The following is a 24,535-nucleotide window of genomic DNA, read 5'->3' as shown; positions in this document are numbered from 1 at the left end:
CCTAAGCCTGGCCCATCGTCTCGAACATGCAGGCGGCCATGGCCTCGTCGGGGGTCTTGGCGCTGTGCAGCAGGAAGTCGAAGGCCGGGTAGAAGCGGTCGGCGGCTTCGACCGCGGCGTCGATCATCGAGGCGGCCTGGGCCATGGTCGGGCGCTCGCCGGCCGGGAGGGCCAGGGCATGGCGGAACACCACCTCGCCGTCCTCGGTCCAGACCTCGAAATGACCCAGCCAGACGCGCTGGTTGATCATCGACAACAGCTCGTAGGCGGCGGGGCGCTTGGCCTTGACGGCGCGCAGGTCGAGCGACAGGCACAGCTGCAGGCAGTCGGCCTCGGGCCGCCAGGCGAACCACAGCTCGTAGTCCTTCCAGTCGCCGGTCAAGGCGAAGGCCAGGTCGCCGTCGTCGGTGCGGTCGAACGTCAGGTTCTCGGCGGCCAGCACATGTTCGACGACCTCGAGAGGGTCCATCGCCAGCAGAACGTCGTCGTCGTCGGGTTGGGTGTCCATAAGAACCTTTGGCCCCCGGGGAGAGACGGGTCGCGGGACCCATTCAAATCACCCACTCAAGGGACTCTAAGCTGCTTCGCGGGCGGCGTCACAACCGCCTTCACGTCGAAAGGGAAACGAAACTCGCCTAGAGGGCCGTATCGTCGCTTTTTGGCGCGGCGGTCTTGGCGAGCGCCGCCTTGGCCTTCAGGCCCGCGACGTCCGCGCGCAACGCCGCGACCTCGGCCTTCAGGGCCTCGAAATCGTCGCGCCGGATCAGGTCGAACTCGGCGGCCAGACGGTCGGCCTGGGCGCGCATCGCGGTCTTGGCTTCCTCGCCGGCGGTCTGGGCGATGCCCATGGCGGCCTGGGTCAGCTTGGCGAATTCATCGAGGAAGGGGTTTTGGCTGTGCATCGAAGTTCCAGGGCGCGGCGGGCTCGTCGGCGCTTATATGGGAAACGAGGGATGAAAGCGAAGAGGGAACGCGGTAAGGGTGCGACCATCTGTCCGCCAGGAGCCGTTCGGCGTGATCTTTCCCGACATCGACCCGATCGTTCACATCGGCCCTTGGGCGCTGCAATGGGGGCCGCTGGCCATCCGCTGGTACGCCCTGGCCTATGTGGCTGGCATTCTTCTCGGCTGGCAGTACGCGATCAAGCTGGCGCGCGACGCCAAGCTGTGGGGCGGTCACCGGCCGACCGCCACCTCGGTGCAGATCGACGATCTGGTGCTGTGGATCACCCTGGGCATCATCCTGGGCGGCCGCATCGGCTACATCCTGTTCTACATGCTGCTGAATGGCGACCAACGCGCCAACCTGGCCGCCCATCCATTGGACGCGTTCAAGATCTGGGAAGGTGGCATGTCTTTCCACGGCGGCTTCGTGGGCGTCTGCGTGGCGATCGTGCTGTTCGCGCGCCAGCAGAAGATCGACATGCTGAAACTGGGCGACCTGGTCGCGCCCGTCGCCACGATCGGCCTGTTCTTCGGCCGCTGCGCCAATTTCATCAATGGCGAGTTGTGGGGCCGGATCACCGACCATCCGTTCGGCGTCATCTTTTGTAATGCCACGATCAAGGCGGCCAATAGCGATCACATTTGTCCTGCTGGCACGTATCCGCGTCATCCAAGCCAGCTTTACGAGGCGGGCCTGGAGGGCGTGGTGCTGTTCCTGATCCTCGGTTTCGCGGTCTACAAGCTGAAGTGGTTGCAACGCCGGGGCGCGTTGGTGGCGACCTTCCTGATCGGCTACGGCCTCTTCCGCGTCGCGCTGGAAGGGGTGCGCAATCCCGACCACGGCATGCCCGATTTCCCGTTCGGCCTGACCATGGGGATGATGCTGTCGATCCCGATGCTGGCGGTCGGCGCCTGGTTGTTGTGGCGCGCGCTGCGCGAGCCCGTGCCCGCCCCGCTCGCGGAAGACCATGAGCCTGCTTGATCGCCTGCGGGCGCAGATCGCCCAGGACGGCCCGATCAGCGTCGCCGAATATTTCACCCGCTGCCTGCACGACCCGCGCGAAGGCTATTACGCCACCCGGCCGGCGTTAGGGGCGGGGGGCGACTTTCTAACCGCGCCGGGCGTCAGCCAGATGTTCGGCGAGTTGATCGGCCTGTGGCTGCTGGAAACCTGGACCCGCATGGGGCGCCCTTCGCCGGTGCGTCTGGTCGAGATGGGACCCGGCGACGGCGCGCTGATCAGCGACGTGCTGCGCGCCGCCAGGCTGCTGCCGGACTTCCTCGAGGCCGCCGACCTGTGGCTGGTCGAGGTGTCGCCGCCCTTGCGGACGTTGCAGGCGTCGCGGTTGGAGGGCGCGGCCTTGACGCCACGCTGGGCCGATCGGCTGGAGGCGGTGCCGGCTGGCGCGCCGATCCTGCTGATCGCCAACGAGGTGCTGGACTGCCTCCCGACCCGGCAGTTCGTGCGCACGGACGGCGGCTGGGCCGAGCGGATGGTGGGGCTGGATGAGGCGGGCGGGCTGGCGTTCGGGCTGAAAGCCCTAGGTCCTCCCCCCATGGGGGAAGGGGGCTATCCCGCCGGCGCCGTCGTCGAGTCCTCGCCCGCCCAGGCCGCCCTGGGCTCTGAACTGGGCCATCGCATCGCTCAAGATGGCGGCGCCGCCCTGCTGATCGACTACGGCCGCGACGCGCCCGGGGTTGGCGACACGCTCCAGGCGCTCAAGGCCCACGCCAAGGTCTCGCCGCTCGCCGAGCCCGGCCAGGCTGACCTGACCGTCTGGGTCGACTTCCCCGCCGTGCTGGAGGCCGCCCGCGACGCCGGCGCCAGGACCGGCGCGATCGTGACCCAGGGCGACTTCCTGCGCGGCCTCGGCGTCGAAGCGCGCGCCCAGGCGCTGTCCCAGGCGCGGCCCTATCAGGCAGACGTGGTCGCAAGACAGCTTGATCGCCTCACCGGACCAGATCAGATGGGGGCGCTGTTCAAGGTCGTCTGCATCCATGCGCCCGGCCTGGCCCCTCCCCTCTTCGAGGACGCTTGATCCATGCACGACCTTCCCACAGTCCAGTCCCCGCTGCTGGCCGCCGTCGCCGGCGTCCGGCACGCCTTCTTCACGCGGCAGGGCGGGGTCTCGACGGGCCTTTACTCCAGTCTCAACGTGGGGCGCGGCAGCGAGGACGAGCCGGAGGACGTCGCCGAGAACCGCGCCAGGGCCGCCGCCTGGTTCGGGGCCGCGCCGGAAGATCTCAATACCTGCTTCCAGATCCACTCGACCATCGCCATCGTCGCCGACGGCTCGTGGGGCGATGTGCGTCCGGAGGGCGACGCGGTGGTGACCAAGACCCCCGGCGTGGTCTGCGGCGCGCTGGCGGCCGACTGCGCCCCGGTGCTGATCGTCGATCCCGTGGCGCGCATCGTCGCCGCCGTCCACGCCGGCTGGCGCGGAGCGCTGGACGGGATCGTCCAGGCGGCCGTCGACAGGATGGTCACGCTGGGCGGCGAACCCGCCCGCATGGTGGCGGCCGTCGGCCCTTGCATCGGCCCCAAATCCTACGAGGTCGGCCTCGAGTTCCTGCACCGTTTCGAGGCCGACAGCCCCGGCTCGGGCCGATTCTTCTCACCCGGCGGGGCGGACGACAAGCGGATGTTCGACCTGCCGGCCTTCGTGCTCGATCGCCTGGAGACAGCCGGAGTCGGCCAGAGCGAGTGGGTTAACCGCGACACCCGCGCCGAGCCGGACCTGTTCTTTTCCAACCGCCGGGCCTTCCTGAACGGGGAGTCCGACTACGGACGGCTTCTGTCAGCGATCACACTCGAAGCGTGACCGAGTCGAATAACCCCGATCAATCGCGAGTTAAGCTTGTTCCATCGCCCGGGACTGCTAGAAGCCCCGGCAACGGCGACGCCCCTCTCCGAGACCAAACCATGAAGCTGCTGTCCGGCAACTCGAACCGCACCCTGGCCCAGGCCATCGCGGAATATCTCGACATGCCGCTGACCCGCGCCCAGGTGCGCCGGTTCGCCGACCTCGAGGTCTTCGTCACCATCGACGAGAACGTGCGGGGCGAGGACGTCTTCGTCATCCAGTCGACCAGCTATCCCGCCAACGACAACCTGATGGAGCTGCTGATCTGCATCGACGCCTTGAAGCGGGCGTCGGGCAAGCGGATCACGGCGGTGCTCCCGTACTTCGGCTATGCCCGTCAGGATCGGAAGACCGGCGGCCGCACGCCGATCTCGGCCAAGCTGGTGGCCAATCTGATCACCCGTTCGGGCGCCGACCGGGTGCTGACCATGGATCTGCACGCCGGTCAGATCCAGGGCTTCTTCGACATCCCGACCGACAACCTGCTGCCCTCGCGGCTGCTCGCCGACGACATCCACCAACGCTACACGATCAAGGACGACCTGATGGTCGTCTCGCCCGACGTCGGCGGCGTGGTGCGGGCCCGGGCCCTGGCCAAGCGCTTGAACGACGCCGACCTGGCCATCGTCGACAAACGCCGCTCGGCGCCGGGCGAGAGCGAAGTGATGAACATCATCGGCGACGTCGCCGGCCGTCGCTGCATCCTGTTCGACGACATCGTCGATTCGGCCGGCACGCTGTGCAACGCCGCAGCCGCCCTGATCGCCCAGGGCGCCACATCGGTCAGCGCCTATGTGACCCACGGGGTGCTGTCGGGCGCGGCCGCCGAGCGGGTCGCCAATTCGGTCTTGACCGAACTGGTGGTCACCGACTCGATCGAGGCTTCCGACACCGTCAAGGCCTGCTCCAAGATCCGCTATGTCTCGTGCGCGCCTTTGATCGGCGAGGCCATCCGCCGGATCGCCAACGAAGAGTCCGTCTCCAAGCTTTTCGACTAATCGCTCCAAGGCGTTTTCGACGGCCACGCTTGTCAAGACGTGGTTAACGGGACGACTGTCACAATGTCGTCCGCTGGCCAATGGTATGGGCGAGCGCTCTGTCTCATTGGGGATTTTTTCGGGATGCTTTCCACCACGCGTACGCGCGCCGCCCTGACGGCCATGGCCGTGGTCGTCGCCACGGTCCTTGCCAGTTGCAGCAGCCCGCCGCCGCCCCCACCCGTGGTCCTGGCGCCGCCCGCGCCGCCGCCGATCACCCTGTCGGCCAGCGTCGTCGAACGCGCCAGCGCCTTCCGCGGCTACATGGAGCGCGCCGCAGCCATCAGCCCGGCCTTCGCCAACGGCGAACAGATCCAGTCGTCTCTAAAGGTCGCTGTCGCCTATGAGCCCAAGCGATTCCTGTCGGGCGCCACAGCCTATGCCGCTGTCCTGGCCCTGCAGGACCCGACCTTTGTGGCCTCGGTGCGGGTCTTCGCCGCCGATCCGGCCCAGCGCCAGAACGTCATCAACCAACTGGTGGCGGACCCCGCCTACGCCGTGGGCTTCAAGGGCAGCGACACCGCCGCCGGCCTGATCATCGACACCCTCGGCAACGACGGCTTGAAGGTTTACCAAGCCGGCAAGGCCGTGAAGCAGGCGGCCTACTCCGTCCAGCACGACAAGTGGTCGAGCCTGCCTGTGCTCGACCGCGACGGTCGCCTGGCCTACGCCAAGAGCATGTCGGCGACACCGGGCCTGGCCGACAGCGCCGACGTGGCCGTGCTGCAGCAAGCCTCGAACGGCGCCGTCCCGCTGGTCATCACCCCGCGCGCCGCGCCGCCGCCCTATTCGCCTCTGGTCATTCGCGGCATGTCCATCGCCGCCCTGGCGGCGCTCGGCGCGGCCGGTGACAACAACCTGGCCACCATCGACGCGATCATGGTCGAACCCACCACCGCCATGTGCCTGAACATGTCCAAGCTGAACCTCTACCAGTGCCTGGCTGTGGCCAAGCCCCATTACGAGGACGTGTTCTGCCTGGGCCAGCACATCTTGATCGACACCGGCGCCTGCATGATCAAGGCCTCGGGCGCCGCCATGCCTTATGAGCCGCCGCCCCCGCCCAAACCCGAGCCGGCGGTGACCAAGAAGAAGCCCGTCGCCAAGAAGGCGGCCACGGCCAAGAAGAAGAGCTAGTTTTCCCTTCTCCTCTTGCGGGAGAAGGTGGCGGCCGAAGGCCGACGGATGAGGGGTCGCACCGGTCAAGACCCTGCGGCCCTTTTTCGTTTGGCGTTTGAGAGACCTCTCATCCGACCTCGCTCCGCGAAGCCACCTTCTCCCGCAAGGGGGAAGGACTTGGGGCCGTTGCCACGGGCCGCCGTTTTGTGTATTGAGCGCGACCTCAAAAACGTCGACCGGGCGGGACAATTCAGTTCTGTGCGGCGGCTTTGCCTCCGAGAGCATCCGGCTCTCCAGAAAGACACGACATGGCCGACATCATTCTCAACGTCGAACTTCGCGATCGCGCCGGCACCGGTGGTTCGCGCGAAACCCGCCGCGCCGGCAAGATTCCGGGCATCCTGTACGGCGGCACGACCGCACCCGTGAACGTCGCGGTGAAGTCGAACGAATTCCGCAAGGCGCTCTACACCGGCAAGCTGCTGGGCCACCTGGTGACCCTGCAATATGGCGACGAGAAGCAGTCGGTCATCGCCAAGGCGATCCAGTTCCACCCGGTCACCGACGAGCCGGTGCACTTCGACCTGTTCCGGGTCAGCGAGCACCAACTGGTCAAGATCCAAGTGCCGGTGCATTTCAAGAACCACGAAACCTCGGTCGGCCTGAAAAAGGGCGGCTCGCTGGAAATCATCCGCCACACCGTCGAGCTGGCCTGCCCTGCCGACCAGATTCCGGAAGAACTGGTCATCGACCTGGCCGACCACGACATCGGCGACACCATCCGCATCTCGGAAGTCAAGCTGCCGGATGGCGTGCGCCCCGCCCAGGACCGCGACTTCGTGATCGCCACCCTGAAGGCCTCGGCCGCGTCGCAATCGGGTGAAGGCGACACCACCACCGAAGCCTAACCGCTTTGGTCGGGTCTCCGATCTGATACGTGAGAACGGGCGGGCTTTCAGGGCCCGCCCGTTTTTCGTTCCGACGTCCAGTCTAGGTCTTACGCGATGCTGATCCTCGCCGGTCTCGGCAATCCCGAACCGAAATTCGAGAAGAACCGGCACAATGTCGGGTTCATGGCCATCGACGCCATCGCCCGCAAATGGGGCACGGCGCCGTGGCGCTCGCGCTTCCAGGGACTGGCCTGCGAGGGTCAGGTTGGCATGCCCGCTGGCCCGGTCAAGCTGCTGCTGCTCAAGCCCAAGACCTTCTACAACGAGAGTGGCCGCGCCGTGGGCGAGGCGATGAAGTTCTTCAAGCTGGCCCCGACCGATGTGATCGTCTTCCACGACGAGATCGACATGGCGCCGGGCCGGTTTCGGATGAAGGCTGGCGGCGGGGCGGCGGGCAATAACGGCGTCCGCTCGATCACCAGCCAGGTGGGCGACACCTTCCGCCGCGGCCGCATCGGCGTGGGCCATCCCGGCCACAAGGACGCGGTGATGCACTATGTGCTGGGCGACTTCCACAAGGTCGAACACCAGTGGCTGGATCCGATGCTGGACGCCATCACCGACGCCCTGCCCTTCGCGGCGGCCGGCGACGATGAGCGCTACCAGGCCGAGGTCATGCGCCTGGCGCCAGCGCCCAAGGCAGACCCCAAGAAAGCCGCGCGCCAAGGCGACTAGACCCCCGCGCGGCGGATTGACGGAAGGCTCGCGACCCGACAAGACCTCCAGTGGAGCTTGGAATCATCGATGTTCCCCGCCCTCGGTCCGCAAGGAAGCGCGGGGCTGGCGCGACCTGGCGGCGAGCGCGCTGGTTTAGGCCCGCTCGCGTCCATCCCCGATCAGCAGGTGGCCCAGCCAGCTGACGACGCCGATCACGACCGAGCCCAGAATCCCGGCCCACAGGCCATCGACGACGAAACCCTTCAGCAGCCAGCCGACCAAGCCGAGCATCGCGGCGTTCACCACCAGCAGGAACAGCCCCAGTGTCACCACGGTCAGGGGCAGGGTCAGCACGAAGATCACCGGCCGCACCACGGCGTTGACGACACCCAGCAACAGGGCGGCGATCAGCAGGGTCGTCCACCCGCCCGGCACGGCGATGCCAGGCACGATTTCCGACGCCAACCAGAGGCCCAGGGCGGCGATCAGGGCCCGGATAATGAACCGCGTCATTCAGGTGTCTCCAACGATGATCAAGCCTGGCCATTAGCGGCGCACGTCGCGCGCTAGCAAGCCTTGGTCGGCAATCCGGCGTCCGGGGGGAGCTTTCCGTAGTGCGCTCCAAGGATTTCTCACTTGAAAGTTTGAGAATGAACGTTCATTCTCACCCCAGAAGCGCCAATACCCGAGTCCGGGTGTCGGACATTACAAATGCGTCATCGGACCTTACCTTCGCCGGAACGCGTTCCTATCTGACCCTCCGTGGAGGGGATGATGGCGCGCGTTCCGCGGGCGGATCCGCACAATAAGGGGATAGTATCCATGGCAGTAAGATCACTATCGGTGATGTCGCCGGACGGCGGCCTGTCGCGTTATCTCACCGAAATCCGAAAATTCCCCATGCTGCCCAAGGACGAGGAGTTCATGCTCGCCCAGCGTTGGAAAGAGCATCAGGACAGCGCCGCCGCTCACAAGATGGTCACCAGCCACCTGCGCCTCGTGGCCAAGATCGCCATGGGCTATCGCGGCTACGGCCTGCCGATCGGCGAGGTGATCTCCGAGGGAAATGTCGGCCTGATGCAGGCCGTCAAGAAGTTCGAGCCCGACAAGGGCTTCCGCCTGGCCACCTACGCCATGTGGTGGATCCGCGCCTCGATACAGGAATATATCCTGCGCTCGTGGTCGCTGGTGAAGATGGGCACGACCGCCGCTCAGAAGAAGCTGTTCTTCAACCTGCGAAAGGCCAAGAGCCAGATCGCCGCCTTCCAAGACGGCGACCTGCGCCCCGAACAGGTCAGCTACATCGCCACCAAGCTGGGCGTGCTGGACAGCGAGGTCATTTCGATGAACCGCCGCCTGTCAGGTCCCGACGCCTCGCTCAACGCCCCACTGCGTTCGGACAGCGAGAGCGAGTGGCAGGATTGGCTGGCCGACGATAACCAGGTCTCGCAAGAGACCACGGTCGCCGAGAATCAGGAAAAGTCCATGCGGATGGGCCTGCTTGAGGAGGCCATGGTCGAACTCACCGACCGGGAGCGCCACATCCTCACCGAGCGGCGCCTGAAGGACGACCCGACCACCCTGGAAGAGCTGGCCACCCAATACGGCGTCAGCCGTGAACGGGTCCGCCAGATTGAGGTCCGGGCGTTCGAGAAGCTTCAGAAGTCGATGCGCCAAGGCGCTGTCGCCAAGAACATGGTTGAAGCCTAACCGCCTAGGCCGCACAGACTGGAGCGCCCCGAATCGCAAGGTCCGGGGCGTTTTTTAATGATCGATCCTCGCCCTCAACTGATCCTGCTGCCCGGCCTGCTGAATGACGCCGAGCTCTGGCGCGGCCAGGTTAGTGGTCTGGCCGACATGGCGCGGTGCCAAGTCGCTGACCTGACGCAGGGCGAGAGCCTTCGCGAACTGGCGCGGCAGGTTCTGGCCGAAGCCGAACCGACCTTCGCCCTGGCTGGCTTCTCGATGGGCGGCTATGTCGCTCAGGAGATCGCCAGGATCGCGCCGCGGCGCATCACGCGCCTGGCGCTGATCGGCGCCGCCATCCGCGTCGACACGCCGGAACGGGCCGCCCAGCGCCGCGCCGTCAACGCGGCCGCCGGCCGGGCCGGAGCCTTTCTCGGCATCGCCGACCGGCTGATGGCAAGCTATGTCGATGCTTCGCGCCTCGGCGACAAGATCCTGACCGGCCGCATCCACGCCATGACCCAGCGGCTGGGCCGCGAGGTGTTCCTGCGCCAGAACGCCATGCCGCGCGAGGACGGGGAGGCCGCGCTTAAGGCCCTGAGCTGCCCGCTGATGATCATCTGCGGCGAGCATGACGCCATCACCCCGCTGGGCGGCCAGCACGAGATGGCCCATGCGATCGGCTGCTCGCATTTGCTGGTCATCCCCAACGCCGGGCACATGACGCCCATGGAGGCGCCCGAGGCGGTCAATGCGGGCCTTCGGCGCTTGCTGGCCAGGTAAAGCCACGGACGCCCCGCCCGCACCGAGCGGCCATAGCGTTCGTTCTCGCCGAGGTGGTTTTCCGTCCCGACACTGGTGCGCCACGGCTCGTCGTTGAGGTTGCTGCGTCGGAGTCGCGGTCGGTTCAGGCCTGGGAACCAGGCCACACAGTCCGAAGGCTGGGTGGCCGACGATCGCACCGGCCAGCTCTATGTGGCCGAGGAAGACGTCGGTGTCTGGCGCTTCCCGGCCGCGCCCGAGATTCAACCAGAGCCTCTCGTGGGTTTCACCTGGGCCCAGCCCTTCGCCGGGGAGACGGAATATTTGGATGCCGATTCAATCTGAACCAAAGGCGCTCTAGCCCAGATCGCTAGGCGGCGCGGCCGCCTCCGCCATCTTCGGTCATGAAGCCCATCAGCGAGTCGATGCGCTGGATCAGTTCCTTGCGGCCCAGGGTCTCGGCCGTCGGGCCGGCGGTGCAGGCCTCCAGCGCCTCGGCGGCGGCGATCAGGCGCGGCTCGCCGACCAGCGTCCCGACCTTCTTCAGCTCGACGGCTTGGGCGGCCAGGGCCCGGCGGGCCTGGTTGGGATCGGTGTCCAGCGCCGTGGCGGCCGACTTGATGATCCGCAGGGCCTGGGACAGACGTGAGGCCGGCGTGCCGGCCGCATCGGCCTTGCGCTTGCGCGGCCCCTTGTATTCGGCCGAGTTGAAGCGCCGACGATCGGGTCCGACATATTGCACGGCCTCGACCCAGTCACGGGGCTTCAGCGTCACCGCCTCGAGTCGCCGCTCCAGATCCTTGATCGTGAACGGCTTGCGCATGAATTCGTGGATGCCGGCGTCGCGCGCCCCGAAGATCGCCTCGGCCGTCGCTTCGGACGTGCACATGATGATCGGGTTTTCGCGGCAGGCCAGGTCGCTGCGACGAATCTTGCGGGCCAAGGCCTGACCGTCGCAGCCGCTGGACGCGTGCTCTACGAAGATCAGCAGCGGGTCGGTGGTGCGAGTCATCGCCCAACCAGCCTCGATCGAGGTGGCGTGGAAGACCTGGATATTGCCCACGTGGCGCAGTTGGTCGGCGAGCAGGCGAACGGCAGGGGTGTTCGGATCGACGACCAGCACACGCTGCATCTTCGAAGCGACACGTTGCAATGTGCGGATATTGCCGTCGAACACGAGACCCTGACGCTCCCACTATGACCGGCCGCCACATTATGACGGTGACTGTAAAAAACCACTTGATGCCGCGTTTCCGCGACCGATTGTCTATGGCGGGCGGCTCGGCAAATGAACCGGCTTCAGAACCCGATACTGGTGCTGAGGCCGGAGTCGAAGTCTTGCAGAATATCAACCGCTTCGTTTACGTCACAGACCAAGGGCTGGCCAAGAGGGAAGCGATAGCGCCAGAAGCTGGCGATGTGGGCGATGACCCCGACCTTTTCACCCAGGCTCAGGAACATGTCCGGCGCGCGCAACAGAAACTCGCGGAACGCCTTGGGCTTGCCGTTGTCGATCAGGTCCTCGAAGGCGCGGTCATAGACGTCGAGCGCGCGCATGATCGCCTTGCGCTCGGAAACGATGCCATGCCGCAGACGCGTGCGGGTGTCCTCGATATAGCGACCCGTGTCGGCGTCCCGATTTCCGGTCACCGTCAGCCGGGCGATTTCGCCGCCCACGGTGTTCAGCTCCGGCCAAAGGCGGGACAGCATCCACTTGTAGTAAAGGAAGCCCTTCCAGCTGAAGACGCCCTCCTTGAAACTGTCGCCGTCCATGACCAGGGTCTCGCGCAGCGGCTCCAGGCGTTCATCGACGTCGGTGGACAGCAAGGCCTCGACTAGGCGCGCGGCGTAGGCGCCCGGGACGATGCGGCCAGCTTCCTGGAAGGCCAGGTTGATTAGCTGCGAGATCTGCACCGAGACGAAGGTTTGCATCTGCTCCATGTCGCCGCCTGACAGGGCGAAGTAGCAGGGCGCCACCAGCAAGCCGTTGCGACGCAGGTGCTCGCGCAACAGGAACGGATCGAGCGACGGTAATTGGTCGATCATCCGCAGCATGGCCAGGTCGCGGGCCATGTCGCTGTGCTCGTTACAGGCCTCGCGCAGCAGGTCGATCCAGCCGCGTTGCCCGACGAAGAAGGATTGGCCGCCCAGGCCCAGGTCGCTGCGTTCGAACGGGATGATGATCTTGGTGGCGGTCGGCTTGATCTCGTCGAACAGGAAGATGTCGTCGGTGCGCAGGCGGTGCTTGATCACCAGGGCCGTGTTGAGCACCCGGTTGCGGAACATCGGCGCTTCGCCATGTTCGGACCGGTGTCCGCTCCGGGCGTCTATGGCCAGCAGATTGAGCACGCGGCTGGTCGACGCGGTGCGCTCAAGCGCACGCAGGCTGCGCGTCAAGCGATCCGTCTTGTTGGCGGATTTCATCAGGCGACGCGCTGCGGCCACGGACGGCGAACTCCCTAAGGAGCCGCCGTCATAAACCATCGCCTGCTAAGCAAACGCTAACTGTGCCGTGGAAACCCCTTGTAGCGCCTAGCCTTGGAAGGGATCGCGCATCAGGATGGTGTCGTCGCGCTCGGGGCTGGTGGACAGCAGGGCGACGGGCGCGCCGATCAGTTCCTCGACCCGGCGCACGTACTTGACGGCGTTGGCGTTGAGGTCCTTGAACGAGCGGGCGCCGGCGGTGCTTTCGCTCCAGCCGTCCATCTCCTCGTAGATCGGCTGGGCGGCCTTCTGGTCGCGCATGCCAGCTGGCAGGTAGTCGAAGACCTTGTCGCCGATCCTGTAGCCGACGCAGATCTTCAGGGTCTTCAGGCCGTCCAGAACGTCGAGCTTCGTCAGCGCCACGCCATGGATGCCGTTGATGGCCACCGACTGGCGCACCAGAACGGCGTCGAACCAGCCGCAGCGCCGGGCCCGGCCGGTATTGACGCCGACCTCACGGCCGACGGTCGACAGGTGCTTGCCCACCTCGTCGTCCAGTTCGGCGGCGAACGGGCCTTCGCCGACTCGGGTGGTGTAGGCCTTCACGATGCCCAGCACATAGCCTGTCGCCGAGGGCCCCATGCCCGACCCGGCCGAGGCCTGGCCCGCCACGGTGTTGGACGAGGTGACGAACGGATAGGTGCCGTGGTCGACGTCGAGCAAGGCGCCTTGAGCGCCTTCGAACAGGATCCGGCGGCCGTCCTTGTGGGCCTTGTCCAGCAGGCGCCAAGCCGGCTGGGCGTAGGCCAGCACGCGCGGGGCGACGGCCAGCAGGGCGTCGAACAGTTCGTCGCCATCGGCCTCGGGCAGGCCCAGGCCTCGACGCAGGGCGCCGTGGTGGGCGAGCAGGCGCTCGATCTTCGGCTTCAGGGCTTCGGGATCGGCCAGGTCGGCGACGCGGATGGCGCGGCGGCCGACCTTGTCCTCATAGGCCGGGCCGATGCCGCGGCCGGTGGTGCCGATCTTCTGGGTCGAGGCGGCCTCGCGGGCCTGGTCCAGGTCCTTGTGCAGCGGCAGGATCAGGCAGGCGTTGTCGGCCAGGACCAGCAGGTCGGGGGTGATCACCACGCCCTGCTCGGCGATCTTGTCGATCTCGCTCAGCAGGTGCCAGGGATCGACCACCACGCCATTGCCGATGACCGAGAGCTTGCCCTGCACGACGCCCGAGGGCAGCAGGGCCAGCTTGTAGACCTTGCCATCGACCACCAGGGTATGGCCAGCGTTGTGGCCGCCCTGGAAGCGGACGACGACGTCGGCCCGGTTGCTGAGCCAGTCAACGATCTTGCCCTTGCCCTCGTCGCCCCACTGGGCGCCGACTACGGTCACATTGGCCATGGTCTAGATATGCCTTGTCACCTGCCCGGTGACGTCACGCGACCCTTCGACAGGACTCGACCGCGGACGTTGAATTCAATTGTGGGCGGCCCAAGCCTGGGCGACCGTAGGGCCCGGATCACCGAACCCCGCCACGTCAGAAGGCGTAAACCAGCCGCACACCCACGTCGTCAAGCCCTTGGTTCTTGCCCTGGTGGAAGATCTGGCCGTTCGACAGGTGCGTATAGGACAGTTCGGCCGACACCCGGTCGTTGAACCGGTAGCCCAGGGCCAGTTCCGGCTCGAACAGCACCTTGGAGCCGAAGTCGATGCGGGTGTTGTAGAGCACCAGGCGGCGATCGATCTCGGCCTGGGAGATGCCCGGTTGGTTGACCGGCGGCAGGCCAGCCGCGCCGTCGGTATAGGCCAGGCCAAAACCAGGCCGCAGATAGAAGCCGCCCGGCGCGCCCAGCTCGATCGGCCAGTCGAAGCCGGTGGCGACGAAGTTGGAGGTGTTCTCGCTATTGATCGAGACGAAGGCGTGAACCTGCGGCTTGCCCAGCCAACGCAGGCTCTCGATGCGGTTGGTGCGATAGCCCAGATGGACATCGACGCCGTCCTCGCGCCCGGCGGCGCCCAGGCCGACAGCCTCACCCAGGAACGTCACGTCGTGCTTGTAGACGCCGACAAAGGCTTCACCGGCCAGGGCGGGCCCGGCGACGGTCATGGCGATGCAGGCCGCCATGGCGAACAGGGCTTTCTTCACGGAATGCTCCCCAGCAAAGTCGTGTGTTTTTCTCTTATGGCGTGAACGGCGCGGCTCGCAAAGGGTTTCGATCGCGCTGAGGCGGCGTTAGACCCTCGTGCATGACCGACGCCCTCGCCATCGCCTTTTCCGACATCGAATCCGCCGCCGCCCGCCTGGTCGGCCTGGCGGTGCGCACGCCGCTAGTCGAGAGCCCCGCGCTTAACGAACGCCTGGGCGGGCGAGTGCTCATCAAGCCCGAGACCCTGCAGCGGGCCGGGGCGTTCAAGTTCCGCGGCGCCTATAACCGCCTGTCGCGGCTAAGCGACGACGAGCGCCAGCGCGGGGTGGTGGCCTTCTCATCGGGCAACCACGCCCAGGGCGTCGCCCTGGCGGCCCGGATCATCGGCTGTCCGGCCCTGATCGTCATGCCGTCCGACTCGCCCAGCGTGAAGGTCGAGGGCACGAGCGGCTTCGGGGCCGAGATCCGTTTCTACGACCGTTTCACCGAGGACCGCGTCGCCATCGCCGCAGAGATCGCCGCCGAGCGCGGCTGCGTGGTCGTGCCGTCCTATGACGACCCGTACATCATCGCCGGCCAGGGCACGGTGGGGCTGGAGATCGTCGAACAGGCTCGCGCGCTCGGGCTCGAGCTGGACCGGGTGCTCTCGCCCGTCGGCGGCGGCGGGCTGGTCGCCGGCCTTTCCACGGCGGTCAAGGCGCTGTCGCCGGAGACAGAGGTCTGGGGCGCCGAGCCGGTCGGCTTCGACGAGACCCGCCGCTCCCTGGCCTCCGGGCGGCGCGAGACCATCGAAACGGGCGCCCGCTCGATCTGCGACGCGCTGCAAACTCTGATCCCCGGCGAGCTGACCTGGCCGATCAATCGCCAGAATCTGTCGGGTATCGTCGCCGTCACCGACGCCGAGGTGGCCGAGGCCATGCGCTACGCCTTCTCGGTGCTAAAACTGGTGGTCGAACCGGGCGGCTGTGTGGCGCTCGCCGCGGCGCTGACGGGGAAGATCGACCTGAAGGACCAGACGGCGGCCATCGTCTGTTCGGGCGGAAACGTCGATCCGGCGCTGTTCGCGCGGGTGTTGGCGGGAGAGATCTGACTTTTTCTCCCCCGCTTTGCGGGTGAGGAGAAGCCAGCTAGGGTCCGCCCCAACGATAAAGATCTACTCCAAAAGAGAGGCCCGATGAAACGCCTGCTGCTCGCGACCGCCCTGATCGTAGCTCCCATGCTGGCGCATCCTTGTTTTGCGCAAGGGGCGGCCGATACGCCCAAGATTGACCCCGCAAAGCTGTCGGCCCACATCAAGGTCCTGTCGTCCGACGCGTTCGAGGGCCGGGGCCCCGCCACGGCCGGCGAGACCAAGGCGGTCGGCTATATCGTCGAGCAGATGAAGGCCATCGGCCTGGAGCCGGCCGGCGATCCGCAGAAGGACGGGACCCGCGCCTGGACCCAGGACGTGCCGCTGGGCAAGTTCGACATCAAGGGCCCTGTCGACGCCCACTTCACGATCGGCGGCAAGACCGTGCCCCTGGCCCGGAACGAGCAGATCGCCATCCGCGCGGCCATGACCAATGTCGACAGCGTCGCCATCAAGGACGCTCCGCTGGTCTTCGTTGGCTATGGCGTCAAGGCGCCAGAGCGTCACTGGGACGACTTCAAGGGCCTGGACCTGAAGGGCAAGGTCCTGGTGGTGCTGATCAACGACCCCGACTTCGAGACCGGCCCAAACACCAAGGACGGGGGTGACTTCGGCGGCAAGGCCATGACCTATTACGGCCGCTGGACCTACAAGTACGAGGAGGCTGCCCGCCAGGGCGCGGCCGGCGTGCTGGTGGTCCACGAAACCGCCCCGGCCGCCTATGGCTGGGCGACGGTCAAGAACTCCAACGGCGCGACGATGTTCGACATTGTGCGCAATGAGCCGGCCAAGAGCCACCCCAACCTGGAGGCCTGGATCCAGCGTGACGCGGCGGTCGAGCTGTTCAAGGCCGCCCATCTCGACTTCGAGGCCCTGAAAAAGCAAGCCCAGAGCCGCGACTTCAAGCCGGTCGAGCTGAAAGGCGCGACCTTCTCGGCCGCCTACGCCGTCGATCACTCGGTGATCGTGTCGAAGAACATCGCCGGCCGCATCAAGGGCTCCGTCCGTCCCGACGAGACGGTGATCTACAGCGCCCACTGGGACCATCTGGGCGTTGGCGCGCCCGACGCGCGCGGCGACAAGATCTATAATGGCGCGATCGACAACGCCGATGGCGTCGCCGCCATCCTGGAAACCGCCCGCGCCTTCAAGAGCCAGCCGGCCCCGCAGCGCTCGATCCTGTTCCTGGCCGTCACCGCCGAGGAGCGCGGCCTGCTGGGTTCGGAATATTACGCCGCCAACCCGCTCTATCCGCTGTCCAAGACCGTGGGTGACCTGAACATCGACGCCCTGTCGGCCACCGGCCCGGCCAAGGACATCACCACCTCGGGCGACGGCAAGGTGGATTTGCAGGACCTGCTGGTCGCCAAGGCCAAGGCCCATGGCCGCTATTTCACGCCCGACCCTTCGCCCCAGGCCGGCCATTTCTATCGCTCGGACCACTTCCCGTTCGCCAAGCGCGGCGTGCCGGCCATCTCGGTTGGCTCGGGCGAGGATCTGGTCGTGGGCGGCAAGGAAGCCGGCCAGAAGGGCGAGGAAGACTACACCACCAACCGCTACCACCAGCCCGCCGACGAATGGCGAGCCGACTGGGACCTGACCGGCCAGGCCCAGGACATAGGACTGTTCTATGAAGTGGGCGCGGACTTGGCTAATTCGAGGGTCTGGCCGGAATGGCAGGCGGGCTCGGAGTTCAAGGCGCTGCGGGACACGACCAAGGCGGATCGGAAGTAGACTTCTGCCGTTCGGGACGCGGACGGGGACATGCCTATGTCCCCGATCGTAATTCGCGGACGCAAACGCGTTTTGTGAAACCACACCATGACAGCCTCCGTCTTCGACCTATTCAAGCTCGGCGTCGGCCCGTCGAGCAGCCACACCATGGGGCCGATGACGGCCGCCGGCCTGTTTGTCGGCCGTCTGCGTGACGCCGGCCAACTGGCGACAACGGCGCGGGTCAAAATCCGCCTCTACGCCTCCCTGGCCCTCACCGGTCGCGGCCACGCCACCGACCGGGCGGTGGTCTTGGGCCTGATGGGCTTCGTGCCCGCCCAACTCGACCCCGACGCCGGCGAGGCGGCGCTGGTCGAGGCCGCCGCCAACCAGTGGATCATGTTGGGCGGCGAGGTCGGCATCGGCTTCGACGCCGAACGCGACATCGTCTGGGCCGGCCACGAACGCCTGCCGCAGCACCCCAACGGGCTGGCCTTCACAGCCTTCGACGCCGCTGGCGTCACGCTGGCGGAGCGCACCTATTTCTCGATCGGCGGCGGCTTCGTGCGCGACGAGAGCGAGATGGGCCGCAACACCCCGCCAGAGGAAGGGCCAGAAGTCCCCTTCCCGTTCGAGAGCGGCGCCGACCTGTTGCAACGCGCCGCCGACGCCGGCCTGAGCATCGCCGGGGTGATGGGCGCCAACGAGCTTGTCCGGATGGACGAGGACGCGCTGGCCGCTGGGCTCGACCGCATCTTCGAGGCCATGGAGGCCTGTATCGACCGCGGCATGCGCGAGAGCGGCGTCCTGCCCGGAGGGCTCAACGTCAAGCGGCGAGCCCTCCAGATCCATCAGACCATCCAGGGCCGCATGGAGCGCCAGATCAGCGACCCCCAATTCAGTGATCCATTGGCGGCGATGGACTATGTCAACCTGTGGGCCATGGCGGTCAACGAGGAGAACGCGGCCGGCGGCCGGGTGGTCACCGCCCCGACCAATGGCGCGGCCGGCCTGATCCCGGCGGTGCTGCGCTTCTACCACCGCTTCCACCAGGGCACGCCGCAGCAGGTGCGGGTGTTCCTGCTGACGGCGGCGGCGATCGGCGCGCTCTACAAGCGCAACGCCTCGATCAGCGGGGCCGAGGTCGGCTGCCAGGGCGAAGTCGGCGTGGCCTGCTCGATGGCGGCCGGCGGGCTGTGCGCGGCGCTCGGCGGCACCAACGCGCAGATCGAAAACGCCGCCGAGATCGGCATGGAGCACAACCTCGGCCTGACCTGCGATCCGATCGGCGGCCTGGTCCAGATCCCCTGCATCGAGCGCAACGCCATGGGCGCCATCAAGGCCATCGACGCCGCGCGGCTGGCGCTGCTGGGCGATGGTCAGCACTCGGTGTCGCTCGACAAGGTGATCGCCACGATGAAGCGCACCGGCGAGGACATGAGCGAGATTTACAAGGAGACCTCGTTGGGGGGTCTGGCGGTGGGGTTGTCGGTCAACCGGGTGGAATGTTGATCACCTGCCTCCTACGGATCGCTTCGCGATCGTCTTCCCCCAGAGGGGGAAGAGCTTAAGCGCAGGGCTCCGCCCCCTCGCCGCTGACAGACGGCGAAGCCGTCAGGTGGGGGCCAGTGATCCGGTTTCCTCTTGCTCAAACTCAAACCCTTAACCTAACGTGCCGCCAGAACAGGAAGAGAACACTCATGCCCGGAACCATTCGCGCCGGCATCGGCGGCTGGACCTACGAGCCCTGGCGGGGCGGCCCCTTCTATCCCGATGATCTGAAGCAGAAGGACGAGCTGAAATACGCTAGCCGCCACGTCACCAGCATCGAGATCAACGGCACCTACTATTCCACCTTCAAGCCCAACAGCTGGCAGAAGTGGCATGCCGAGACGCCCGACGACTTCGTGTTCTCGGTCAAGGCCAGCCGCTACTGCACCAACCGCAAGGTGCTGTCGGAGAACAACGACTCGCTGGAGAAATTCCTCAGCCAGGGGCTGGAGGCGCTGGGCGCCAAGCTGGGCGCCATCAACTGGCAGTTCATGGCCACCAAGAAGTTCGACCCGGTCGATTTCGAAGGCTTCCTGAAGCTGCTGCCCAAGGAAATCGGCGGCCGGCCGGCGCGCCACGCCCTGGAGGTCCGCAGCCCCACCTTCGCCACCCAGGAATTCTACGACCTGGCCGCCCAGTACGGCGCGGCCATCGTCTATGCCGAGGACGACGAGGAGCCGACTTGGCCCTGCATCGACCAGCCGACCGCCGACTTCACCTATGCCCGCCTGATGTCGAGCCGCGAGAGCGAGCCCACCGGCATGACCTCGGACGATCTGGACGCCATCGCCAAGCGAGCCCAGGCCTGGGCCAAGCGCGGCGACGTCTACGCCTACTTCATCGCCGGGGCGAAGGTGCGCAATCCGGCCGCCGCCATGGCGCTGATCGAGAAGCTGAAATAGAGGCTGCGCCTCGGAAGCCCTTTAAGCGGCTGGGGACATGCACAGATGCATGTCCCCGATCGTGGCAATGCCTTTGACAATCCGTGGCGCCGTAAGCCTCAGCTTTGCGTCGCGGCACGGCCGGCCTCGGGCGCTCCCGCGACGGGATGGCTCTCCAGACACCCCAGCCCCCTCAGACTCACCGCCATCGCGACGTCGAGCGGCGTGTGCGGGACCTCGCCCAGAAACGCCCGCAGCTTGCCGTCGATAAGCGCCATGGGCTCGCGCCACAGGTAGCGCATCTCGGCCATCTCGCTGAAGACCGGCACCACGGGCGAGAGGGCCACGATCATCCACCAGGGGAAGGCCTTGATCGGCAGCTTGGGCTGGCCCAACACCCGACGGATCGACGCCCCCATCTCACCCCAGGCCAACTGGTGGCCGCTGAAGTGAAACACCTCGAACGACCCCAACCGGTCGGCGCGATCCAGCACGCGCGCCATGGTTTCGGCCAGGTCCGGCAGATAGGCCCAGGCGTGGCTGACGCCCTTGGCCGACGGCTCGGCCACCGAGGTCGGCGGCGCGCCCGGCTTGACCACCGCCTGGCCGAAATAGTTGTTGCCGGCGTGCGGGCCGAAGAAGTCACCGGCCCGGACGATCAGCACCGGCGCGCCATCCGCCGACGCCGCCTTCAGCCGCCGCTCCATCTCGACCCGGATCTTGCCCTTGCGCGTGGCGGGCGCCTGCGGCGCGGTCTCGTCGATCAGCGGGAAGGCGTCGAGGCCGAAATTATAGACCGTGCCCGGCAGCAGGATCCGCGCGCCGTTGGCCTTGGCCGCGGCGATGGTGTTGTCGAGCATCGGCAGGACCAGCTTGTCCCAGTCCTTGTAGCCGGGCGGGTTGGCGGCGTGGACGATCAGCGAAACGCCCTGGGCCGCGCGGGCCACGTCGGCGGCGACCATGGCGTCGCCTGCGATCCAGGCGATACCGGCCTTGGCGGGCTGGTCGCGACGGGTGAGGCCGCGGACGGTCCAGCCGTGGCGAACCAGGGCGCTGGCCGCTTCGCCGCCGATGCCGCCGGCCGCGCCGATCACCAGGGCGATGGGTTGTGAAGTCGAGGTCATGTTGGTCTCCCGTGAAATCTGATGACCCCAAACTGCGCCTCAATCAGATAAACAGGAATTGGCGAACCTTGTTGATCTGCTATGCAAGAATGCATGAACGATCCCGATTGGAGTCTCTATCGCGCCTTCCTGGCCGTGCTGACCGAGGGCAGCCTGTCGGCCGCCGCTCGAACCTTGGGTCTGACCCAGCCGACCCTGGGCCGACAAGTCGCTGAACTTGAGCGCGCCTTGGGCCTGGCCCTGTTCACCCGCTCGCCGCAGGGCCTCAAGCCCACCGACGCCGCCCTTGAGCTGGCCCCGCACGCCCAGGCCATGGCCGGGGCCGCCAGCGCCATGGCCCGCGCCGCTTCGGGAGCGGGTGACACCGCGCGTGGCGTCGTTCGCATCACCGCCAGCGAGATCATCGGCGCCGAGGTGCTGCCCCGGATCCTGGCCGCCTATCGCCCGTTGCACCCCGGCGTGATCATCGAGCTGGCCCTCGACAATCAACAACAGGACATGCTGCGCGGCGCGGCCGACATCGCCGTGCGCATGGTCCGCCCCACCCAGGAGGCCTTGGTCGCCCGCCGCCTGGCCGACACCTATCTGGGCCTCTACGCCCATCGCCGCTATGTCGAGGCCGAAGGCGCGCCGACCACCCTGGAACAGCTTCAGGACCACCCTCTGGTCGGCTTCGATCGCGGCAACCCCTTTCTGAGGGACCTTGCCCAGCGGTTGCCCCTGAGTCGCAACGGCTTCGCGTTCCGGGCAGACAGCGATCTGGCGCAGCTCGCCGCCGTGCGCGCCGGCTTCGGCGTGGGCTTCGTCCAGCACGGGATCGCGCGGCGGGAGCCCGACCTGATCCCCGTCTGCCCCGGCCTGATCCGCTTTTCGCTCGGCATCTGGCTCGTGATGCACGAGGACCTGCGCGGCACCCTGCGGATGCGGACGATGTTCGATCATCTGGCCGACGGGCTGACGGACTTTCTGGCGACGTCGCAGCCTTAGCCCTTCACGCCTGCAACGTGGTTAATCAAACCTAAAGCTGTCCGCGCTACACACGGCTTCATGCGCCGCGCCCTCGCCTGCCTGCTGATGATCGCCGCCCTGGCCACGCCGGCCGGCGCCCAGGTGCGGGCCAAGCCGACCACGGTGGTCCCGCGGGCCGTGACGTCGCAACCGACACCGACCCAGACGGCCAATCCCGTCCTGCCCGTGCTGCTGCCGTTCGCCGCCAACCGCCAGGGCCGCGATCCCGGCCAATGCCGGGCCGCCTGCGCCAAGGCCTATTATTTCTGCGGCGCGACCGGCGACGATCCCGGCTGCGGCGGCCAGTGGGCCCAGTGCAAGAGCCGCTGTACGGCCACCTACACGCGCCCGGGCGGCTGAGTAACCCAACGGCAATTTGACGGTCCGGCTAACGCTGTTACGCTCTCCTGAACAACGATAAGTCAGGGAGGGGGCCATGAGCCCAGCATTGCCTCAGAAGGGGCTGCCAAAGGCCTGCATCATCGGCGCGGGCTGTAGCGGTTTCACCACCGCCAAGCGGCTGAAAGACGCCGGCGTCCCCTATGACTGTTTCGAGGCCTCCGACGACATCGGCGGCAACTGGTACTTCAAGAACCCCAACGGTCTGTCGGCCTGCTACGAGAGCCTGCACATCGACACCTCGAAATGGCGCCTGGCCTTCGAGGATTTCCCGGTCCCGGCTGGCTGGCCCGACTTCCCCCATCACAGCCAGGTCCTCCAGTACTTCAGGGACTATGTCGCCCATTTCGGCCTGCGCGAGACCATCACCTTCAACACCAAGGTTCAGAAGGCCGCGCGAACCGACGACGGCCTGTGGTCGGTGACCCTGTCGACCGGCGAGACCCGGCTCTATGACGTGCTGATCGTCGCCAACGGCCACCACTGGGACCCGCGCATTCCCGAATATCCAGGGTCGTTCGATGGCGTCGCCTTCCACGCCCATGCCTATAGCGACCCCTTCGATCCGGTCGATATGCGCGGCAAGACCGTCGTGGTGGTCGGCATGGGCAATTCGGCCATGGATATCGCCAGCGAACTGGCTCAGCGGCCCATCGCCGGCAAGCTGATCGTCTCGGCGCGGCGCGGGGTCTGGGTGTTTCCGAAATATCTGAACGGCAAGCCGTCGGACAAGTCGGCCATGCCGCCCTGGATGCCCCGCAAGCTGGGCCTGTCGATGGCCCGCTCGCTGATCCGCAAGCACGTCGGCAAGATGGAAGACTACGGCCTGCCCAAGCCCGACCACGAACCGCTGGAGGCCCACCCCTCGGTGTCGGGCGAGTTCCTGACCCGGGCCGGTTGCGGCGACATCACTTTCAAGCCGGCGATCAAGGCGCTGGAGGGGAAGACCGTCCGCTTCGCGGACGACACGGTCGAGGCAGTCGACGTCATCGTCTTCGCCACCGGCTACAAGATCAGCTTCCCCTTCCTGGCCGAGCCGGCCCTGGTTCCGGACGCCGATCACCGCCTGCCGCTATTCAAGCGGATGATGAAGCCCGGGACGCCCAATCTCTTCTACATGGGCCTGGCCCAGGCCCTGCCGACCCTGGTGAATTTCGCCGAGCAGCAGTCCAAGCTGGTCGCCGAATACCTCACTGGCCGCTACGCCCTCCCGGCGATCGCAGACATGCAGCGCATCACCGCCAAGGACGAGGAGCGCCACACCGGCCAGTATTACGCCTCGGCCCGTCACACCATACAGGTCGATTTCGGCGTTTATTGCGCCGACCTGAAAAAGGAGATCGCGGCGGGTGAAAGGCGGGCGAAGGCGGCCGGCAACAGGCTTTCAATCGCAGCGCGCGCCGTCGAGGCCTTGCCCCTGGCGGCGGAATGAGGCTGAAATCATGACGGGGCGCCAGCTGGGCCTCGTCACGAGTCGCGTTCCGATGTCGAACATCGCCTATTTTCCCGTCCGACCGGTTCTCGAGAACCATAAGCCCGGGAAGCGCGAGCGCACCAAGGTCGCCAACCGGCAGGCGATCCTCGACGCCGCGCGCGCGGTGTTCGGCGACCTCGGCTACGAGGCCGCCACCGTGCGCGACATCATCCGCCGCACGGGTTTGGCCTCGGGCACCTTCTACAATTACTACAAGTCCAAGGAGGAAGTGTTCGACGCCCTGGCCGACGACGGGGCGCGCCGCTTCCGGCCGATCCTGCGGGCCGAGTCCGAACGGGCCGTCGACTTCGAGGGCTTTCTGCGCGGCGCGGTCCGGGCCTATTTTGAGTTTCTGGAAGGCGAGCACGAGAGTTGGCGGGTCAACCGGCCGGCCGGCGAGGTTTTTCCCCATGCCCGCCCCACGCCCGAAATCGTCGCGGTGTTCGACGAGGTCCATGCCGCCCTGGCCAAGGTTCTGGAGCACGACCACGCCCCGGCGGTCGATCTGGATTACCTCGCCGCCGCCTGTATCGCGATCGCCCGCGAGATCGGCGACAAGATGCTGGAGCGTCGCCCGATCGACGTGGCCGGCGCCGCCGATTTCGCCGTCAAGATGATCCTCGGCGGCCTGCCCGCCCTGCCTCACGCCTGAAGCCGCGCCTTCCATAAGAA

26 protein-coding genes are annotated in these 24,535 nt (G+C 66.8%); 18 read left to right on the top strand and 8 right to left on the bottom strand.

Features of this window, described 5'->3' with window-relative positions:
* Position 1 precedes the first annotated feature (1 nt).
* Positions 2–508, bottom strand: a complete 507-nt coding sequence (locus ACP694_RS17025; RefSeq protein ID WP_426014332.1) for a YbjN domain-containing protein — start codon at positions 506–508, stop codon at positions 2–4.
* 127 nt (positions 509–635) lie between these two features.
* Positions 636–902 (bottom strand): accessory factor UbiK family protein, encoded by a 267-nt coding sequence (locus ACP694_RS17020; protein WP_426014329.1) that lies wholly within the window; start codon positions 900–902, stop codon positions 636–638.
* Positions 903–1,014: 112 nt separating this feature from the next.
* Between ACP694_RS17020 and lgt the strand changes: the two genes are divergently transcribed.
* From lgt to pth, 7 genes are all read left to right on the top strand, one after another.
* Entirely contained in the window at positions 1,015–1,926 is a 912-nt protein-coding gene (gene lgt, locus ACP694_RS17015; RefSeq protein ID WP_426014327.1) for a prolipoprotein diacylglyceryl transferase, read from the top strand.
* Entirely contained in the window at positions 1,913–2,983 is a 1,071-nt protein-coding gene (locus ACP694_RS17010) for a class I SAM-dependent methyltransferase (RefSeq protein ID WP_426014326.1), read from the top strand. The genes lgt and ACP694_RS17010 overlap by 14 nt, the downstream gene beginning before the upstream one ends.
* A 3-nt stretch (positions 2,984–2,986) precedes the next feature.
* Complete coding sequence (gene pgeF / locus ACP694_RS17005; protein ID WP_426014324.1) at positions 2,987–3,766, top strand: peptidoglycan editing factor PgeF; 780 nt, start codon at positions 2,987–2,989, stop codon at positions 3,764–3,766.
* A 101-nt stretch (positions 3,767–3,867) separates the two neighbouring features.
* Entirely contained in the window at positions 3,868–4,806 is a 939-nt protein-coding gene (locus tag ACP694_RS17000) for a ribose-phosphate pyrophosphokinase (protein ID WP_426014322.1), read from the top strand.
* A gap of 123 nt (positions 4,807–4,929) precedes the next feature.
* The gene (locus ACP694_RS16995; RefSeq protein ID WP_426014320.1) at positions 4,930–5,982 is read left to right on the top strand and encodes a hypothetical protein; all 1,053 of its coding nucleotides are present in this window, start codon (positions 4,930–4,932) and stop codon (positions 5,980–5,982) included.
* Positions 5,983–6,272: 290 nt separating this feature from the next.
* Positions 6,273–6,872: a 50S ribosomal protein L25/general stress protein Ctc gene (locus ACP694_RS16990; protein WP_426014318.1), complete on the top strand. Its 600-nt coding sequence runs from the start codon at positions 6,273–6,275 to the stop codon at positions 6,870–6,872.
* Between the two features lie 96 nt (positions 6,873–6,968).
* Positions 6,969–7,589, top strand: a complete 621-nt coding sequence (pth, locus tag ACP694_RS16985; protein ID WP_426014316.1) for an aminoacyl-tRNA hydrolase — start codon at positions 6,969–6,971, stop codon at positions 7,587–7,589.
* A gap of 135 nt (positions 7,590–7,724) precedes the next feature.
* On the opposite strand, the gene ACP694_RS16980 is transcribed toward pth, so the two are convergent.
* A complete protein-coding gene (locus tag ACP694_RS16980; protein ID WP_426014315.1) occupies positions 7,725–8,084 on the bottom strand; it encodes a phage holin family protein in 360 nt (119 codons plus the stop codon).
* 300 nt (positions 8,085–8,384) lie between these two features.
* On the opposite strand from ACP694_RS16980, the gene rpoH reads away from it, so the two are divergent.
* From rpoH to ACP694_RS16965, 3 genes are all read left to right on the top strand, one after another.
* On the top strand, positions 8,385–9,281 hold the full coding sequence (gene rpoH, locus ACP694_RS16975) for an RNA polymerase sigma factor RpoH (protein WP_426014731.1): 897 nt from the start codon (positions 8,385–8,387) through the stop codon (positions 9,279–9,281).
* A 57-nt stretch (positions 9,282–9,338) separates the two neighbouring features.
* Positions 9,339–10,040 carry an alpha/beta fold hydrolase gene (locus ACP694_RS16970; protein WP_426014313.1) on the top strand — a complete coding sequence of 234 codons (702 nt, stop codon included), beginning with the start codon at positions 9,339–9,341 and terminating at the stop codon, positions 10,038–10,040.
* A gap of 75 nt (positions 10,041–10,115) precedes the next feature.
* Positions 10,116–10,364, top strand: coding sequence for a phytase (locus tag ACP694_RS16965; RefSeq protein ID WP_426014311.1), 249 nt, complete (start codon positions 10,116–10,118; stop codon positions 10,362–10,364).
* A 25-nt stretch (positions 10,365–10,389) separates the two neighbouring features.
* Here the strand turns inward: ACP694_RS16965 and ACP694_RS16960 are convergent, their stop codons facing one another.
* The 4 genes from ACP694_RS16960 to ACP694_RS16945 form a co-directional block, all read right to left on the bottom strand.
* Positions 10,390–11,196, bottom strand: a complete 807-nt coding sequence (locus tag ACP694_RS16960; protein ID WP_426014309.1) for a response regulator — start codon at positions 11,194–11,196, stop codon at positions 10,390–10,392.
* Between the two features lie 122 nt (positions 11,197–11,318).
* Positions 11,319–12,443: a hypothetical protein gene (locus ACP694_RS16955; RefSeq protein ID WP_426014730.1), complete on the bottom strand. Its 1,125-nt coding sequence runs from the start codon at positions 12,441–12,443 to the stop codon at positions 11,319–11,321.
* Positions 12,444–12,551: 108 nt separating this feature from the next.
* Entirely contained in the window at positions 12,552–13,838 is a 1,287-nt protein-coding gene (locus ACP694_RS16950; RefSeq protein WP_426014306.1) for an adenylosuccinate synthase, read from the bottom strand.
* A 136-nt stretch (positions 13,839–13,974) separates the two neighbouring features.
* Positions 13,975–14,562: an acyloxyacyl hydrolase gene (locus tag ACP694_RS16945; RefSeq protein WP_426014728.1), complete on the bottom strand. Its 588-nt coding sequence runs from the start codon at positions 14,560–14,562 to the stop codon at positions 13,975–13,977.
* Between the two features lie 122 nt (positions 14,563–14,684).
* Here ACP694_RS16945 and ACP694_RS16940 point away from each other — a divergent pair, with 122 nt between their 5' ends.
* The 4 genes from ACP694_RS16940 (at position 14,685) to ACP694_RS16925 (ending at position 19,879) form a co-directional block, all read left to right on the top strand.
* Positions 14,685–15,674: a threonine ammonia-lyase gene (locus ACP694_RS16940; RefSeq protein WP_426014304.1), complete on the top strand. Its 990-nt coding sequence runs from the start codon at positions 14,685–14,687 to the stop codon at positions 15,672–15,674.
* An 84-nt stretch (positions 15,675–15,758) separates the two neighbouring features.
* The gene (locus tag ACP694_RS16935) at positions 15,759–17,447 is read left to right on the top strand and encodes a M28 family metallopeptidase (protein WP_426014301.1); all 1,689 of its coding nucleotides are present in this window, start codon (positions 15,759–15,761) and stop codon (positions 17,445–17,447) included.
* An 87-nt stretch (positions 17,448–17,534) separates the two neighbouring features.
* Positions 17,535–18,938, top strand: coding sequence for an L-serine ammonia-lyase (locus ACP694_RS16930; RefSeq protein WP_426014300.1), 1,404 nt, complete (start codon positions 17,535–17,537; stop codon positions 18,936–18,938).
* 188 nt (positions 18,939–19,126) lie between these two features.
* A complete protein-coding gene (locus ACP694_RS16925) occupies positions 19,127–19,879 on the top strand; it encodes a DUF72 domain-containing protein (protein WP_426014298.1) in 753 nt (250 codons plus the stop codon).
* A gap of 98 nt (positions 19,880–19,977) precedes the next feature.
* On the opposite strand, the gene ACP694_RS16920 is transcribed toward ACP694_RS16925, so the two are convergent.
* Positions 19,978–20,982, bottom strand: a complete 1,005-nt coding sequence (locus ACP694_RS16920; RefSeq protein WP_426014297.1) for an NAD-dependent epimerase/dehydratase family protein — start codon at positions 20,980–20,982, stop codon at positions 19,978–19,980.
* A 93-nt stretch (positions 20,983–21,075) separates the two neighbouring features.
* On the opposite strand from ACP694_RS16920, the gene ACP694_RS16915 reads away from it, so the two are divergent.
* From ACP694_RS16915 to ACP694_RS16900, 4 genes are all read left to right on the top strand, one after another.
* A complete protein-coding gene (locus tag ACP694_RS16915; RefSeq protein ID WP_426014295.1) occupies positions 21,076–21,969 on the top strand; it encodes a LysR family transcriptional regulator in 894 nt (297 codons plus the stop codon).
* A 60-nt stretch (positions 21,970–22,029) separates the two neighbouring features.
* Complete coding sequence (locus tag ACP694_RS16910; protein WP_426014292.1) at positions 22,030–22,350, top strand: hypothetical protein; 321 nt, start codon at positions 22,030–22,032, stop codon at positions 22,348–22,350.
* 76 nt (positions 22,351–22,426) lie between these two features.
* Positions 22,427–23,821 carry a flavin-containing monooxygenase gene (locus ACP694_RS16905; protein ID WP_426014291.1) on the top strand — a complete coding sequence of 465 codons (1,395 nt, stop codon included), beginning with the start codon at positions 22,427–22,429 and terminating at the stop codon, positions 23,819–23,821.
* Positions 23,822–23,873: 52 nt separating this feature from the next.
* Positions 23,874–24,515: a TetR/AcrR family transcriptional regulator gene (locus tag ACP694_RS16900; protein WP_426014726.1), complete on the top strand. Its 642-nt coding sequence runs from the start codon at positions 23,874–23,876 to the stop codon at positions 24,513–24,515.
* Positions 24,516–24,535: the final 20 nt, after the last annotated feature.

The organism is Caulobacter sp. DWR2-3-1b2, assembly GCF_049896345.1.
Classification (GTDB): domain Bacteria; phylum Pseudomonadota; class Alphaproteobacteria; order Caulobacterales; family Caulobacteraceae; genus Caulobacter.
Note: the sequence above shows the minus strand (reverse complement) of the source record. Positions and strands in the feature narration are given on the sequence as shown.